This is a genomic window from Rufibacter roseus, from assembly GCF_001647285.1.
Taxonomy (GTDB): Bacteria; Bacteroidota; Bacteroidia; order Cytophagales; family Hymenobacteraceae; genus Nibribacter; species Nibribacter roseus.
Map to the genome: position 1 here is coordinate 1 of NZ_LRML01000006.1, position 15,320 is coordinate 15,320.

The window sequence follows — 15,320 nt, forward strand, 5'->3', positions numbered from 1 at the left end:
GTTATTAATAATTTACAGAAGTACCCACGCGACATAGCTTTATAGAAGAACGGCAGTTGCTAATGCTTAATTTAAAGAGGATCAGTTAAGAGTAATCTTTTAATTTGTTATGAATCTAAAGGCAGATTATAGTATCTTGTTCAGTAGTTCTATGAAAATTGGTAAGGTATATGTTATAAAAGCCTATACAAGTCAATCTTGATTATTTTAGAATAAAGCTATCCTTATATGAAGACAAAGAAGAATTGCCTTATACCTTTTGGTATATCCTGCTTGTTTATGATTGGTGTAGTTACTACAGCCAGCGCACAAGATGAAGGAGTACCTTTAGATAAAATTGACAAAAAATATCTGAACTGGTATAACCAAGACGCCAAGTTAGATCAAATACAAGGTGCAAGTGTGAACCAGGCCTATCAGCAGCTACTGAAAGGAAAACAGCCTAAAAAGAAAGTGGTAGTGGCGGTGATTGACAGTGGGGTAGACATATTTCATGAAGATCTGAAAGGCCGAATCTGGACGAACAAAAAGGAAATTGCGGGTAACGGACAAGATGATGATAAAAACGGGTATGTAGACGATGTTCATGGTTGGGGCTTTTTGGGCACCGCTACCGGTGAAGATATTGAGTTTGAAACCTATGAGTATGTCCGTATCCTAAGGGATCTTTCTCCTAAGTATGCCAATATAAAATCAAACAGCGAGGTGCCTGCCGGAAAGATGAACGAATATAAATTGTACCAGGAGGTCAAGAAGAAATATGATAAAGAGTTAGCCGAGTACGTGAAAACTCAGGAGAACATCATTGCCTTCGAAAAATCTTTAAATTATGTAGAGACCCTGTTGGCGCAGCATCTGAAGAAAGAGAAACATGCCCTCACAAAAGAAGATGTGGCGGGAATTTCTTCTTCTGATGAAAACGTAACGAGAGCGAAGGCTTGGCTTTTAGAGAAGTATGACCTTGGGCTATCACAGGAGGCTCTAAAGGGAATGAAGGAGCACTACAAGCGCTTTCTGGAGTATCACCTGAACCTTGATTTCACACCTCGTAAGGCCTTAGCCGATAATGTAGAAGACATCAATGACAGAGGCTACGGCAATAGCAATGTGAAAGGCCCACGGCCAAACCATGGCACCCCAGTCTCCGGAATAATTGCCGGTATCCGGAACAACAACATAGGTATTGACGGAATTGCCGAAAATGTAGAGATAATGGCCTTACGTGCGGTACCCAGCGGCGACGAGTACGATAAAGACATTGCCTTGGCAATAAGATACGCAGTAGACAACGGTGCCAATATCATTAACATGAGTTTTGGGAAAACCTATTCGCCACAGAAGCAGTTGGTAGACGAGGCTATTAAATATGCCCAGGAGCATAACGTGTTGATGGTTCACTCTGCCGGTAATGATGCCACCAACATAGACGAAGAAATGCACTATCCTTCCAAAACAACATTGGTAGGAGAGAAAGTGAACAATTGGATAGAGGTAGGAGCCTCATCTATGCTGCTTGACGAGAACTTGGCCGGTAAATTCTCCAACTACGGGCAAAAGACTGTAGACATATTTGCGCCAGGCGTTGATGTGGTTTCTTTGTTCCCCGAGAACCAATATGTAAAAGTTGACGGCACCAGCTTTTCTGGGCCAGTTGTATCTGGCGTGGCCGCCTTGGTGTGGTCCTATTATCCCGAATTGACTGCTGCCCAATTGAAAGATGTGTTGTTGAAATCGGCCACAGTTCATTCTAACTTAAAGGTGAACCTGCCTAATCGTACCTCTGACAAAAAGAAGAAGGCCAAATTTTCTTCGCTTTCTGCAACTGGCGGTTTAGTGAATGCCTATCAGGCGCTTGAGTTGGCAGAAAAAGTAGTAAAAGATCCATCTGCCAGTGCCATTAGATAAGAATAACCGATAAGATCATATTTGCACCAGTAGACCTGCTTTCCTTTTTGGAGGGCAGGTCTTCTTAATATTATAAAGCACTGCTCAGCGTTTTTTTTTTTAATTACTAGATTTTGGGCTACTAAGCTCTTATTCGTTTTGGACAATATTTTTAGGCTAATTTTTAGAAATAAGGTTAAAGCCATAGTTATGTTTAGTGTTAGTAATCAGTTGTTTCGCACAAACTACAGCATCCTCAAGATCCATTAAAATATGGATTCAATAATGCTGTTTTAGCTCTGTTTTTAGCAAATAAGGGCTAAATCAATCTTAGAATTACTACAAAACTCCTTAAAGAGAAAATACGTTTATAGCGGCATGAGCCGAGCTTTTGTAAAAGAAGACGATGCAGGTGAACCGCCCATTATTCCACCTCGGGCTGCCCTTCCGCCTGGCGTACAGAACTATGTCACTCCCTATGGGCTGTCCTCTCTTAAGAATGAGCTAGAGGAACTTGAAGCGCAGAGAGGGCGTGCTGAAGCCAATAGGGAAGATGAGGCAAACCGTACCCGCCAATTAACCATAATAAAAGGACAGATCAATGCCCTTAATGAACGGCTAGCCACGGCCAAAGTGGTTGACCCTGCCCAACAACCTACAGATGAAGTACGGTTTGGCGCAACCGTTACATTAGTTACCTTAAGCGGTGGCAAACCTGCCACCAAAAGAACATTCACTATAGTTGGGGTAGACGAAGCCTCTATCAATGAGGGTAAAATAGCTTTTGTAGCTCCCATTGCCAAGGCTGTTATAGGAGCAAAAATAGGCCAAGCAGTAACTCTTAAATTAGGAAGGGAGGAGGAAAGGGTAGAGGTGGTGAAAATTAGCTATTGATCAGCTGGCTGCATATTAAGGTTCCAGAACAAGAACTCTATTCATACAAATACTTAGGCTAACGTTTATCAAAGCATAAAAAAAGCTCCGGCACTTTACGTGTCGGAGCTTTTTGTGTAGCGGGGAGCAGAATCGAACTGCCGACCTCAGGGTTATGAATCCTGCGCTCTAACCATCTGAGCTACCCCGCCGAATTGTGGTGCAAATGTAGGGAGAAGATTTATAACTGCACAAACTTTTTTGTGTAAAATATTTTCCCTTATTTGAGAAAGTTATTACCGACCTGATTACTATACCCTTTCCATTTACTTTAGCTCAACAAAAATATGAGTAAAATAAAGTTTATTCGTGAGTACTCGCTCAATGCATCTGCAAAAATGCTTTATCCGTACCTGAGCACTTCCTCAGGGCTTTCACAATGGCTCTGCGAAGATGTGGCCCAGGTGGGGGAGCGCCGCTTCAACCTTATCTGGGATAATCAGGATCACTTAGCTGACATGACCAGCCACCGCATGAACAAGTCTGTCCGCTTCACTTTTCTCAATACAAACAAAGGCGTACCCGGTGACTATAGCTATATTGACTTCTCTATTGAAACAAGTGAACTGACCCAAGAACAATTTTTACGCATTGTAGACTATACAGATGTGGGGGACGTTGAACAACTGACTGAGCTTTGGGACAACCTGGTGCAGAATTTGCGAGAGTTGATAGGCGGATAACTAATCCTATCAACTGTTTTCGTAATTTCAGCCACTTTTTCCGGTCTATAAGGGTTATGTCTGTATAGCCCTTCCTGGAAGGCGCGGTCTTTCTACATGAAAAAATTAGATAAGCTTATTTTAAAGTCCTTTATAGGACCCTTTGTGCTCACGTTTGCGGTGGTGGAGTTCATTCTGTTGCTGCAAGTAATTCTGAAGTATTTAGATGACCTAGTAGGGAAAGACTTGGGCGCCCTTGTTATTGGTGAACTGCTGTTCTATTTTAGTTTGAACCTGGCACCCATGGCATTTCCACTGGCCATTCTGCTCTCTTCGCTCATGACCTTCGGGAACCTGGGTGAGCACCATGAGTTGACAGCCATTAAAACTTCGGGCATTTCCTTGGTGCGTACCCTGCGGCCAGTTTTCTTTTTTGCAGTACTTCTCACCATTGCCGCCTTCTTTTTTCATAACACCATCGTTCCCAAGGCCAACTTGAGGGCGTACAGCCTCATGTGGGATATTCGGCAGAAAAAGCCTTCATTAGATTTAAAAGAAGGGGCCTTTTACAATGGCTTGCCCAACCGCAGTATCAGGGTAGGTAAGAAGTTTGAAGACGGCCAAACGCTGAAGGACATCATGATCTATGACCACAGCAACGGGCAAGGAAACACCGTGGTCATGTTGGCCGATTCCGGTAAAATGTACACTCAGCACAATGATCAGTATCTGGTGTTGGAGATGTTCAACGGTAAAACGTTTGTAGAAGACAAAGGCAACCCAAGCAGCTACCAGCAAAGCAGCGGCTATGCACGGCAGGGTTTTACCAAGAATAAAATGGTGGTAAACCTTTCATCGTTCCAGATGACCCGCACCAACTCGCAGTGGTTTTCGGAGAACAAGATGATGAAAAACATCAATCAGCTTACACAGGTAACTGACTCGCTTGATAAGCAGAAGGTGGCAGAGACCAATATGTTGGAGCCGAACCTAAGGTCTTATTATTCTTACCAGAACTCAAGTTTGCTGCCAGACTCCCTTAAACAAAAGAAGTTTGAACCGAAGCCTTTGCCAAAGCCAAGCCTGCAAGATGTGCAGATAGCCGCTGAGGCAGCCCGTAACGTGAAGAGTTATACCAGTTCTTATGCCTCCAGGCTTTCCAGCATACAGCGTGAGCGGAACAACTATGAAATAGAGATCTATAAAAAGTTTACCCAAGCGTTTGCCTGCTTTGTCATGTTCTTGATTGGTGCCCCGTTAGGAGCCATCATAAGAAAAGGCGGACTAGGCATGCCGGTGATTATCTCCATCGCGTTCTTTATTATTTACTACGTGCTGAGTATTTTAGGTGAGAAATGGGGTCGTGAAGGTGTGGCACCGGTACCAGTAGGAATGTGGGCGGCCAATATGATTTTACTTCCGGTTGGCATTTTCTTTTTGATACAGGCTCGCAACGACTCTAGCCTTCTGGAGGTGGATATTTGGCGAAAAATTACCGCAAGGTTCAGGCGTGGCAAAGCCATGTAAACCTTTTCATTCTTTTATTTGGCGCTATATTTTTTAATATTAGGTATTTATTTCTATCTTTGCGCCTTATAATAACTGCGATAAAAAAGACAAGTACAGTTACACGCAATGAAATTAACTACTGAAGCAAAAAAAGAGATCTTCCAAAACAGCGGTTTTGCAAAATCAGCAACTGACACTGGTTCTGCTGAGTCACAAATCGCCCTGTTCACGGCTCGTATCAACCACCTGACTGATCACCTGAAGTCTAACAAGAAAGATTTTTCTACTCGTTTAGGCCTTCTGAAATTGGTTGGTAAGAGAAGAAGATTGCTGAACTACCTGACCAAGACCGATATTAACCGCTACCGTGCTATTATCGCTGAATTAGGCATTCGTAAATAACATCATCATAAGATTAGGGAATTCATAAACGGGATTCCCTAATCTTTTTTATTGCCTTTACATTTCCCCTCTTTCTGTTAGCGCCCCGGGCTCTTGTCTGTGGGTGCCTTTTACATTGATTGGATCTTATATCAAGAACGATGTCATATAACGCTATAAATAAAACTATCCGCATGGCCAATGGCCGTGACATCAACATAGAAACCGGAAAGTTGGCCAAACAGGCCGATGGTTCTGTGGTGGTGAAGTGCGGAAACGCCATGTTGTTGGCGACTGTGGTCTCTAACAAAGAGGCTCGTGAAGGGGTAGACTTTCTGCCGCTTTCAGTAGATTACCAAGAGAAATTTGCTTCTTCAGGTAAGATTCCAGGTGGTTTCCTGAAAAGAGAAGCCCGTCTTTCTGACTACGAAATTCTGATCAGCCGTTTGGTAGACCGTATACTGCGGCCAATGTTCCCAGACGATTATCATGCTGAAACGCAAGTTATCATCAACTTGATCTCTGCTGACCCTGAGATTTTGCCGGATGCTTTGGCTGCTTTAGCCGCCTCTGCTGCTATTTCGGTATCTGATATTCCTTTCAACGGACCAATCTCTGAAGTTCGTGTAGCACGCATTGATGGTCAGTTCCAGATCAACCCTTTGTTGTCTGAGCTTAGCCGTGCTGACATTGACCTGATGGTTGGTGGTTCTGCTGACAGCGTAGCCATGGTGGAAGGTGAAATGAGCGAGGTGTCTGAAGAAGACATGTTGGAAGCTATCCGGGTTGCCCATGAAGCGATCAAAGAGCAAGTACAAGTGCAAGTTGAGTTAGCTCAGGAAGTAGGTAACACTACAAAGCGCGAGTACAGCCATGAAACAAACGATGAAGAGCTGAAAGAGCGCATTTTCAAAGCCGTTTATGATAAGGCCTATCAAGTGGCTGCTTCAGGCAACAATGTAAAAGCTGAGCGTAAAGCTGCCTTTAAAGCTATTAAAGAGGAGTTTGTAGCTTCTTTACCAGAAGACCATACCTATGACAGCACGCTGATTGGAAAATACTTCCATGATGCTGAAAAAGAAGCAGTACGTGATGTGGTGTTGAAAGAGCGCCGCCGTTTAGACGGACGTGCCTTAGATGAAATTCGTCCTATTTGGTCTGAGGTGAACTATCTTCCTTCTGCACACGGTTCAGCCGTATTTACCCGCGGTGAGACACAGTCTTTGACCACTGTTACCTTGGGTACTAAATTAGATGAGCAGATGATTGACGGAGCTATGTTCTCTGGCTTCAACAAATTCATGCTGCACTACAACTTCCCTCCATTCTCAACCGGTGAGGCCAAGCCTATGCGTGGTACAGGCCGTAGGGAAGTAGGGCACGGAAACCTGGCTATGCGTTCGTTGAAGAAGGTATTGCCGCCAGAAGATGAAAACCCTTACACCATCCGTATTGTTTCTGACATTCTGGAATCAAACGGTTCTTCTTCAATGGCAACTGTTTGTGCTGGTACGCTGGCGTTAATGGATGCCGGTATCCAGATTAAAGCTCCTGTGTCAGGTATTGCCATGGGTCTGATCATGGATGAGGAGACAGGCAATTTTGCCGTTCTTTCTGATATCCTAGGAGACGAAGATCACTTGGGTGACATGGACTTTAAAGTAACCGGTACTGCCAAAGGCATCACCGCTTGCCAAATGGACATCAAAGTAAAAGGCCTTTCTTTTGAAATTTTAGGCCAGGCATTGGCACAGGCAAAAAACGGTCGTCTGCACATCTTAGGTGAGATGAACAAAACTATTGCGCAGCCAAACGCAGACTTCAAGCCTCATACCCCTCGTTCTCAAAACATCATCATCGACAAAGAATTTATTGGCGCTATCATTGGACCAGGTGGTAAAGTGATTCAGCAGATCCAGCGTGATTCAGGTGCGGTGATCCAGATTGAGGAGAAGAACGACAAAGGTTACGTGAACGTGTTCGCAACAAACCAAGAAGCCATGCAAATGGCTGTTTCTAAAATCAAGGCCATTGTAGCTGTGCCTGAGGTAGGAGAGACGTATACCGGTAAGGTGAAATCAATTCAGCCGTACGGAGCGTTTGTGGAGTTTATGCCAGGTAAAGATGGTCTTCTGCACATTTCTGAAGTGAAGTGGGAGCGTTTAGAAAGCATGGAAGGTGTACTGGAATTAGGCGAAGAAATCCAGGTAAAACTGGTGGATGTAGACCCTAAAACTGGCAAATTCAAGCTTTCGCGCAAAGCTTTGTTGCCAAGGCCTGAGCGCCAGGACGCACCTAAAAAAGACTAACGTTTTTTATACCCATAGCCCAACCATTTCCGTTCTTACCAATGAAACGGAAGTGGTTGGGTTTTTGGCCTGTTTTTTAAATTACAAGCCTAAAACAGAAGCAGTTTGAACTTGTTTCAACTGAAAGAGAACTTTTGGAGCCATGGAAGGTGTTACCTCACCAGTCCTACATACACAGAATTACACAGATAGACATACACTCCAATGAGACAGCTGAAAATAAGCAAGCAGATTACCAACCGCGAAAGCCAATCCCTTGATAAGTATTTACAGGAGATAGGTAAGGTGGACTTGCTCACCCCGGACGAGGAGGTAACGCTTGCCCAGCGCATCAGAGAAGGCGACCAGTTCGCCCTCGAAAAATTAACCAAAGCCAACCTTCGCTTCGTGGTGTCGGTGGCAAAGCAATACCAGAACCAAGGTCTTTCCCTTGGTGACTTGATCAATGAAGGAAACCTTGGCCTTATCAAAGCTGCTAAGCGTTTTGACGAAACCCGTGGTTTTAAATTTATATCCTATGCCGTTTGGTGGATCCGTCAGTCTATTCTGCAGGCTTTGGCCGAGCAGTCTAGAATTGTTCGTTTGCCATTGAACCGGGTAGGTTCTTTAAACAAAATATCTAAGTCTTTCTCCGAGCTAGAGCAGAAGTTTGAACGTGAGCCTTCTCCTGAAGAAATTGCTGAGGTTCTGGAACTTACTACTGCTGAGGTGGTGGATACCTTGAAGATATCGGGCCGTCACGTATCAGTAGATGCACCTTTCGTACAAGGCGAGGAAAACCGTCTGTTAGACGTGTTGGAAAATGATGACGAAGAGACTCCGGATTCTGGTCTGATGAACGACTCACTTCGCAAAGAAGTACAACGTGCCCTTTCTACCTTAACCAAGCGTGAAGCAGATGTGATCACTCTTTACTTTGGTTTGAACGGCGAGCATTCTTTAACTTTGGAGGAAATCGGGGAGAAGTTTAACCTTACCCGTGAGCGTGTTCGCCAGATCAAAGAGAAAGCAATCCGTCGTTTACGTCATACTTCCCGCAGCAAAGCATTGAAGCCTTACTTAGGTTAATCAATATTATATTGCCTATACTAAAGCCTTGGCCTAACAAGCCAGGGCTTTCTATTTTTAACCTCTTTTTCCTAAAATAGGCCAAAAACAGAAGAGTACTCTATTCGCAGAATTATTTTTTCTGAAGAATTGTTTCAAAGCCCGACAGGTTAAAGTTTCCCTAAGGAAAGTTTGTTTAAATGTGCTGTTGCCATTGCCCTTGGGTATCTGCCAAGGGTCTGTGAAATAATTCGTAATATTGCACTCCAAAATCAATACCCGCTATGGATACCCAAAAGGAGAGTGTGAAGTGCTTGATCATAGGTTCTGGACCTGCTGGCTATACGGCTGCTATCTATGCCGCCCGGGCAGGTTTGAAACCGGTAATGTATCAAGGCTTGCAACCCGGTGGTCAATTGACCATTACTAATGATGTAGAAAATTACCCAGGTTACCCCAATGGAGTGAACGGACCTCAGATGATGGAAGATTTCCGTATGCAGGCTGAGCGTTTTGGGGCCGATATTCGCTACGGTATTGCCACTTCCGTTGATTTCTCCGGAAAGCCACATAAGGTGGTCATAGATGAGCAAAAAGAAATAGAAGCACAAACGGTAATCATTGCCACCGGAGCCTCAGCAAAATGGCTTGGTCTTGAGTCGGAGATGCGTTTAAACGGAAGTGGGGTTTCGGCCTGCGCCGTGTGCGACGGCTTCTTTTACCGTGGCCAGGAAGTAGCTATTGTAGGGGCTGGAGATACCGCCTGTGAAGAAGCACACTACCTGTCTAACCTTTGCTCTAAAGTGTACATGATCATTAGACGCGATGAAATGCGTGCCTCTACCATCATGCAAAACAGAGTGAAGAATACGCCAAATATTGAAATACTCTGGAACAGTATTACTGAGGAGATTTTAGGTGAGTTTGGTGTAGAAGGAGTTCGTTTGAAAGATACCCGCACCGGTGAAACAAGAGAGATTGCCGTAAAGGGTTTCTTTGTGGCTATTGGCCATGAACCAAATTCAAAAATATTTCAGCCTTACCTGGAGCATGATGCCAATGGATATCTGAAGACCATTCCGGGCACCTCTAAAACAAACGTGGACGGGGTGTTTGCCTGCGGAGATGTGCAGGACAATGTATACCGACAGGCTGTGACCGCTGCCGGAACGGGCTGTATGGCCGCTCTGGATGCAGAGCGCTACCTGGCTTCACTAGAGGCACACTAAAAAGTGAAAGTACCTGCCATTTTACCCATAAGGCAATAAAATGGCAGGTATTCAGTTTTAAAACCGAATCCAACTGACACCGGCTTCGGTGAATAATTTGAGTAAATGCTAATAAGAAAAATACCTTTCTTTCTTCTGCTTTGTTTTAGCTCCCTTTTTGGGCTTTTACAAGACGCTCAGGCACAGAAGGGGGCGAAAAAAGACTTGTTCAAGATTAAGGCTCCTAAAATAAAGTATGTGAAGCCAGATACTTCGGTTTTGATTAAACACGAGGTATTTCAGGACGGCGAAAAGAGCACCCGTGGCATCTTTAGCCCCATCAAAAAGTTGTCTATTGTAGCCGAAGACACAAGTACCCTGGATCTGGGGGAGCAGAGCATTGTTGAGATATCTGAAGAGATTCAGGTAGATGACAGTGTATGGGTGAAAATTGCCGGCTATTACGCCATTTGGGATACCCATAACATCAATCCTTACCGTAAGGACGGTCGCCAAATTGAAGACACCATAGACATCAAGCTCTTTGATGAGAAACACCCTTATAAAATGCCTTTGGTAAAAACACCTGTTACCTCTGATTTTGGCTTTAGAGGGTACCGCTGGCATTATGGCACTGATTTGGATCTGGACACCGGCGATTCAGTGAAAACCGCCTTTGACGGCGTTGTGCGTATCTCAAAGTGGGACGGTGGCGGTTACGGCAACTACATTGTAGTACGCCATGTGAACGGTCTGGAAACCCTGTATGGTCACATGAGCAAGCCAGTCGCCAAAGTGGGGCAGTATGTGAAAGCCGGAGAGTTGATTGGCTGGGGCGGCAGTACCGGACGTAGCTCCGGGCCACACCTGCATTATGAAGTACGTTACCAAGGAAATCCCATAGATCCGGAAGAATTGTATGATTTTCCTGAATACCTTTTAAAAGGAGAAAACTTCCAAATAACTTCTGCACTGTTCAACTACTATAATAGAGCCAAAAAAACGTCATCACGGGCCAAAGCAGCGCGCAGAACGGTGTACCATACTGTTAGAAGGGGAGATGTATTAGGAACTATAGCCCGTAAGTATGGAGTGTCGGTCTCGCAGATTACCCGCCTGAACCGAATTTCTACCAGAACAACACTTGCCATAGGCCGCAGGCTTCGTATCAGATAAAAATTCAATGTCTATAAAACTAGATTTACTTGCTTTTGCCTCCCATCCAGATGATGCGGAGCTTGGGTGTGTGGGTACTATACTTGCCCACCAGGCGCAAGGCAAAAAAGTAGGTATTGTTGACTTAACCCGCGGCGAGCTTGGTACCCGAGGCACACCGGAAACCAGAGCACAAGAATCTGAAGAAGCCACCAGAATTTTAGGATTGGATGCCCGTGAGAATTTAGGTATGGCCGATGGCTTTTTCCAAAATGACCGGGAACACCAATTGAAAGTAGTGGCCGCTATCCGGAAATACCGTCCTGAGATTATACTTATGAATGCCATTCATGACCGCCATCCAGATCACGGGCGTGGCAGCCAGCTTGTATCAGAGTCCTGCTTCTTGTCAGGGCTAAGAATGGTGAAAACACAAGATGAAAATGGGCAGGAGCAGGAGGCTTGGCGACCGAAAGCCGTTTACCATTACATCCAAGACCGGTTGATTACTCCGGATTTGGTAGTTGACATCACGCCTTATTGGGAAAAAAAGAAAGAAGCTATTTACGCTTTTAGTAGCCAGTTTCACACTCCAGGTACAAAGAATACCAATGAACCTGCCACGTATATATCTTCCCCAGATTTCATTCGTTTTATTGAGGCACGCGCTCTTGAAATGGGACACTCTATAGGAGTAACCTATGGCGAAGGATTTACCAAAGAGCGGAATTTAGGGGTGCGGAATCTTTTCGATTTACTGTAGCAGGTATAATGTTGATTTACACAGAAGCCGTTTTTGATTTGTTTTCATGAAAATAGACTAAAAACGGCTTTCGCTTTCTTTCCTGCTACTGATCATTTTGAGTGTATCGGATCATTTAAATGGCGCAAGCGGACACTTGCGCCATGGTAGAGACTATAAGTCAATATCTATAGAAATGTTGTAGCCTATTTTAATCTATTCTTTCTCCAACCTGAACCTGAAGGAGTGGTTTGGGCAACCGCTTCTTGAGGAGCTGACTTTTTCGCTTGGCCGGCAAAAAGGGCGGCTAAAACAGCGGCCAATTCTTCTTCCTCTGGGGCTGGAGATGATTTCAGCACCGACGGATCTTTGAAGTAGCGCTCAATAAACTTGGTGTCAAAGTTACCGGAGCGGAAAGCCTCATGTTGCATCACAAACCTTCCGAAGGAAAGAGTAGTCTCTATACCAGTGATATGGTATTCGTCAATGGCTCTGATCATCTTCTCAATAGCTTCTTCACGGTTTTTGCCGAAGGTGACAAGCTTGGCAATCATAGGGTCATAGTAGATGGGAATTTCCATTCCTTCTTCAAAACCATCGTCTACACGCACTCCTAAGCCCTGAGGCAGCTTATAGGTAACCAATTTTCCTATGTCTGGTAAAAAGTTATTCGTTGGGTCTTCGGCGTATACCCGCAGTTCCAGCGCGTGTCCTTGTATTTTCAGGTCTTCTTGGCGGAAGGAGAGAGGCTCTCCCTGTGCTACCTTTATCTGCTCTTTCACCAGGTCAAGCCCAGTAATTTGTTCTGTGACCGGATGCTCTACCTGCAGACGGGTGTTCATCTCCAGAAAATAGAAGTTCTTGTTCTCGTCTAAAAGAAATTCAACGGTGCCAGCCCCTACGTAATCACAGGCCTTGGCTACGTTTACGGCGCAGCGGCCCATCTCATCCCGTAGCTCGGGAGTTAACACTGCTGAAGGTGCTTCTTCCACTACTTTCTGGTGACGGCGTTGGATGGAGCATTCCCGCTCAAACAAATGCACAATATTGCCGTGGGTATCACCTAATACTTGAATCTCAATGTGGCGCGGGGAGCCTATGTATTTCTCAATAAAAACAGAACCATCACCAAAGGCGGATGTCGCCTCACTTACGGCCAGCTTCATCTGTTCCTCAAAATCTTCTACACGCTCCACCACCCGCATTCCTTTTCCGCCTCCGCCTGCGCTGGCTTTGATCAGAATAGGGAAACCTATTTGTGTGGCAATGGTCTTGGCTTCTTCTACATCAGTGATAGCACCTTCTGTGCCAGGCACCATGGGAATATTGTAAGTGGCTACAGCTGCTTTGGCGGCCAATTTACTTCCCATTAACTCTATTGCCTCTGGCGAAGGACCAATAAAAGTGATTCCTGCTTCTTCTACCTGCTTGGCGAATTGTGCATTCTCAGATAAAAAGCCATAGCCAGGGTGTATGGCATCAACGCCTAAGTTTTTACAAACCTCCAAAATAACATCGCCTCTAAGGTAAGACGCGCTGGAGGCGGGGGGGCCAACGCAAACGGCTTCGTCGGCATAGCGCACGTGCAGGGCCTGACGGTCGGCCTCAGAATAAATGGCAACGGTTTTTATTCCCATTTCACGGGCAGAGCGCATGACACGCAATGCAATTTCGCCGCGGTTTGCTACTAGTATCTTCTCAATTTTTTTCATCAAAACAGAGTAAGCATTGTTTATCTATCAAAGAACGAACATTCGGCCCAAACATAAAAATGGAAGCCTATAATTCATTCTATCACGCTTTTGGCTTTGTATTTGTTAGCATTCAATGTAAATTTGCAGGCCTTTCTAGTTCATTATTTGATAAATAATGCTGACTTTTAAAGGTCGGACTATCATCAACCGCCTTAATCTTATCTAAAGTGGATTTATTTGAAAAGTTATTAGCCAACCGCGGACCGCTTGGCAGCCATTCTCACTATGCAGACGGATATTTTGCTTTCCCTAAATTGGAGGGGGAAATTTCACCGCGTATGGTGTTTAGAGGCAAAGAAGTGCTCACCTGGAGTTTGAACAACTACCTTGGTTTGGCTAATCACCCGGAAGTAAGAAAAGCCGATGCCGATGCCGCCGCTGATTGGGGTATGGCTACGCCAATGGGAGCCCGTATTATGTCTGGTAATACTACCTACCATGAGAAACTGGAGAAAGAGTTAGCTGACTTTGTACAGAAGCCTGCCTCTCTGCTTTTAAACTTCGGTTACCAAGGAGTGGTTTCTATCATTGACACCTTAGTAGACCGCCGTGACGTGATTGTTTATGATGCCGAGTCGCATGCCTGTATCATTGATGGGGTACGCCTGCACCAGGGCAAGCGTTTTGTGTACCAGCACAACGACATAGAAAGCCTTGACAAACAATTGCAGCGAGCTACCCGCTTAGTAGGCGAAACTGGAGGTGCTATTTTGGTAATAACCGAAGGTGTGTTTGGTATGAGTGGCAATCTGGGCAAGCTGCGCGAAGTAGTGGCCCTGAAAGAAAAATATGAATTTAGACTGATGGTAGATGATGCTCACGGCTTCGGAACCATGGGAACTACCGGTGCCGGTACTGGTGAGCATTTAGAAATTCAAAACGGCATTGATGTGTACTTCTCTACCTTTGCTAAGTCAATGGCCAGCATTGGAGCGTTCGTAGCCGCGGAAGCACAGGTGGTAGAATATCTGCGTTACAACATGCGTTCACAGATCTTTGCTAAGTCACTGCCTATGCCATTGGTGATTGGTGCCCTGAAGCGTTTAGAACTGCTTCGTACGCAGCCAGAGCTGAAAGCCAATCTCTGGAAAGTAGTAAATGCCTTACAGTCTGGGTTACGCGAGAAGGGCTTTAACATTGGCACCACTGAGTCGCCGGTAACGCCTGTGTTGCTGAACGGACAGATCTCTGACGCTACTTCTCTTACCCTTGATTTACGCGAAAATTACAGCATTTTCTGCTCAATTGTAGTGTATCCTGTTGTGCCTAAGGATGTTATCATGCTTCGCCTGATTCCTACCGCGGTACATACCCTAGACGATGTGGCTGAGACCATTGCCGCCTTTGAGGCGGTGTCAAGCAAGCTAGATAAAGGACTTTATACTAAAACACCAGTAGCAGTCTAGAAAAGGCCTTCGGTAATAAAATAATGCAATCAGATATTTTTTTGCACCTTATTTTATAATTCCTATATTAGAGCCATTAAACGAATTGTTAAACCTTTAAAACAAGCTCTAATGAACAATTTTTCCAAACTGAAGGATCTGGTTCTTTCACTTGAGAGTGACTTCGAAAAATTCTATGACAAGAAGAACTCTGCTGCTGGTACTCGCGTGAGAAAAGGCATGCAAGATCTTAAAAACATGGCTCAGGACATCCGTAAGGAAGTTCAGGACATGAAAAACAGCGAAGCCGCTGCCAAATAATAAGTTGCTTGTAAATATCATAAAAAAAGG

At 44.7% G+C, this 15,320-nt stretch carries 13 protein-coding genes and 1 tRNA gene; 12 read left to right on the forward strand and 2 right to left on the reverse strand.

The features are described 5' to 3' along the window. Positions 1–228 precede the first annotated feature (228 nt). Positions 229–1,905, forward strand: coding sequence for a S8 family peptidase (locus tag A8O23_RS10050; RefSeq protein WP_066620482.1), 1,677 nt, complete (start codon positions 229–231; stop codon positions 1,903–1,905). Positions 1,906–2,262: 357 nt separating this feature from the next. Further along, positions 2,263–2,778: a GreA/GreB family elongation factor gene (locus A8O23_RS10055; RefSeq protein ID WP_066620485.1), complete on the forward strand. Its 516-nt coding sequence runs from the start codon at positions 2,263–2,265 to the stop codon at positions 2,776–2,778. A 117-nt stretch (positions 2,779–2,895) separates the two neighbouring features. Here A8O23_RS10055 and A8O23_RS10060 read toward each other — a convergent pair. Then, positions 2,896–2,969 (reverse strand) — tRNA-Met (locus tag A8O23_RS10060). A 135-nt stretch (positions 2,970–3,104) separates the two neighbouring features. Between A8O23_RS10060 and A8O23_RS10065 the strand changes: the two genes are divergently transcribed. The 8 genes from A8O23_RS10065 to bshB1 all read left to right on the forward strand — a co-directional run bounded on the left by A8O23_RS10065 (position 3,105) and on the right by bshB1 (position 11,851). Next, complete coding sequence (locus tag A8O23_RS10065) at positions 3,105–3,500, forward strand: START-like domain-containing protein (protein ID WP_066620487.1); 396 nt, start codon at positions 3,105–3,107, stop codon at positions 3,498–3,500. Between the two features lie 96 nt (positions 3,501–3,596). Next, complete coding sequence (locus tag A8O23_RS10070; RefSeq protein WP_066620488.1) at positions 3,597–5,006, forward strand: LptF/LptG family permease; 1,410 nt, start codon at positions 3,597–3,599, stop codon at positions 5,004–5,006. Between the two features lie 108 nt (positions 5,007–5,114). After that, entirely contained in the window at positions 5,115–5,390 is a 276-nt protein-coding gene (rpsO, locus tag A8O23_RS10075) for a 30S ribosomal protein S15 (protein ID WP_066620489.1), read from the forward strand. Between the two features lie 140 nt (positions 5,391–5,530). Beyond that, positions 5,531–7,678 (forward strand): polyribonucleotide nucleotidyltransferase, encoded by a 2,148-nt coding sequence (gene pnp, locus A8O23_RS10080; protein WP_066620491.1) that lies wholly within the window; start codon positions 5,531–5,533, stop codon positions 7,676–7,678. 204 nt (positions 7,679–7,882) lie between these two features. Further along, on the forward strand, positions 7,883–8,746 hold the full coding sequence (locus A8O23_RS10085; RefSeq protein WP_066620493.1) for a sigma-70 family RNA polymerase sigma factor: 864 nt from the start codon (positions 7,883–7,885) through the stop codon (positions 8,744–8,746). 263 nt (positions 8,747–9,009) lie between these two features. Continuing rightward, entirely contained in the window at positions 9,010–9,954 is a 945-nt protein-coding gene (trxB, locus tag A8O23_RS10090; RefSeq protein ID WP_066620496.1) for a thioredoxin-disulfide reductase, read from the forward strand. Between the two features lie 204 nt (positions 9,955–10,158). Further along, positions 10,159–11,109: a peptidoglycan DD-metalloendopeptidase family protein gene (locus tag A8O23_RS10095; protein ID WP_239693379.1), complete on the forward strand. Its 951-nt coding sequence runs from the start codon at positions 10,159–10,161 to the stop codon at positions 11,107–11,109. Between the two features lie 13 nt (positions 11,110–11,122). Continuing rightward, positions 11,123–11,851, forward strand: coding sequence for a bacillithiol biosynthesis deacetylase BshB1 (gene bshB1 / locus A8O23_RS10100; RefSeq protein WP_066621324.1), 729 nt, complete (start codon positions 11,123–11,125; stop codon positions 11,849–11,851). 185 nt (positions 11,852–12,036) lie between these two features. Here the strand turns inward: bshB1 and accC are convergent, their stop codons facing one another. Beyond that, positions 12,037–13,542 carry an acetyl-CoA carboxylase biotin carboxylase subunit gene (accC, locus tag A8O23_RS10105; protein ID WP_066620506.1) on the reverse strand — a complete coding sequence of 502 codons (1,506 nt, stop codon included), beginning with the start codon at positions 13,540–13,542 and terminating at the stop codon, positions 12,037–12,039. A 209-nt stretch (positions 13,543–13,751) separates the two neighbouring features. Here accC and A8O23_RS10110 point away from each other — a divergent pair, with 209 nt between their 5' ends. Both A8O23_RS10110 and A8O23_RS10115 read left to right on the forward strand, forming a co-directional pair. After that, the gene (locus A8O23_RS10110) at positions 13,752–14,990 is read left to right on the forward strand and encodes an aminotransferase class I/II-fold pyridoxal phosphate-dependent enzyme (RefSeq protein WP_066620508.1); all 1,239 of its coding nucleotides are present in this window, start codon (positions 13,752–13,754) and stop codon (positions 14,988–14,990) included. A gap of 111 nt (positions 14,991–15,101) precedes the next feature. After that, complete coding sequence (locus A8O23_RS10115; RefSeq protein WP_066620510.1) at positions 15,102–15,290, forward strand: histone H1; 189 nt, start codon at positions 15,102–15,104, stop codon at positions 15,288–15,290. Positions 15,291–15,320 lie beyond the last annotated feature (30 nt).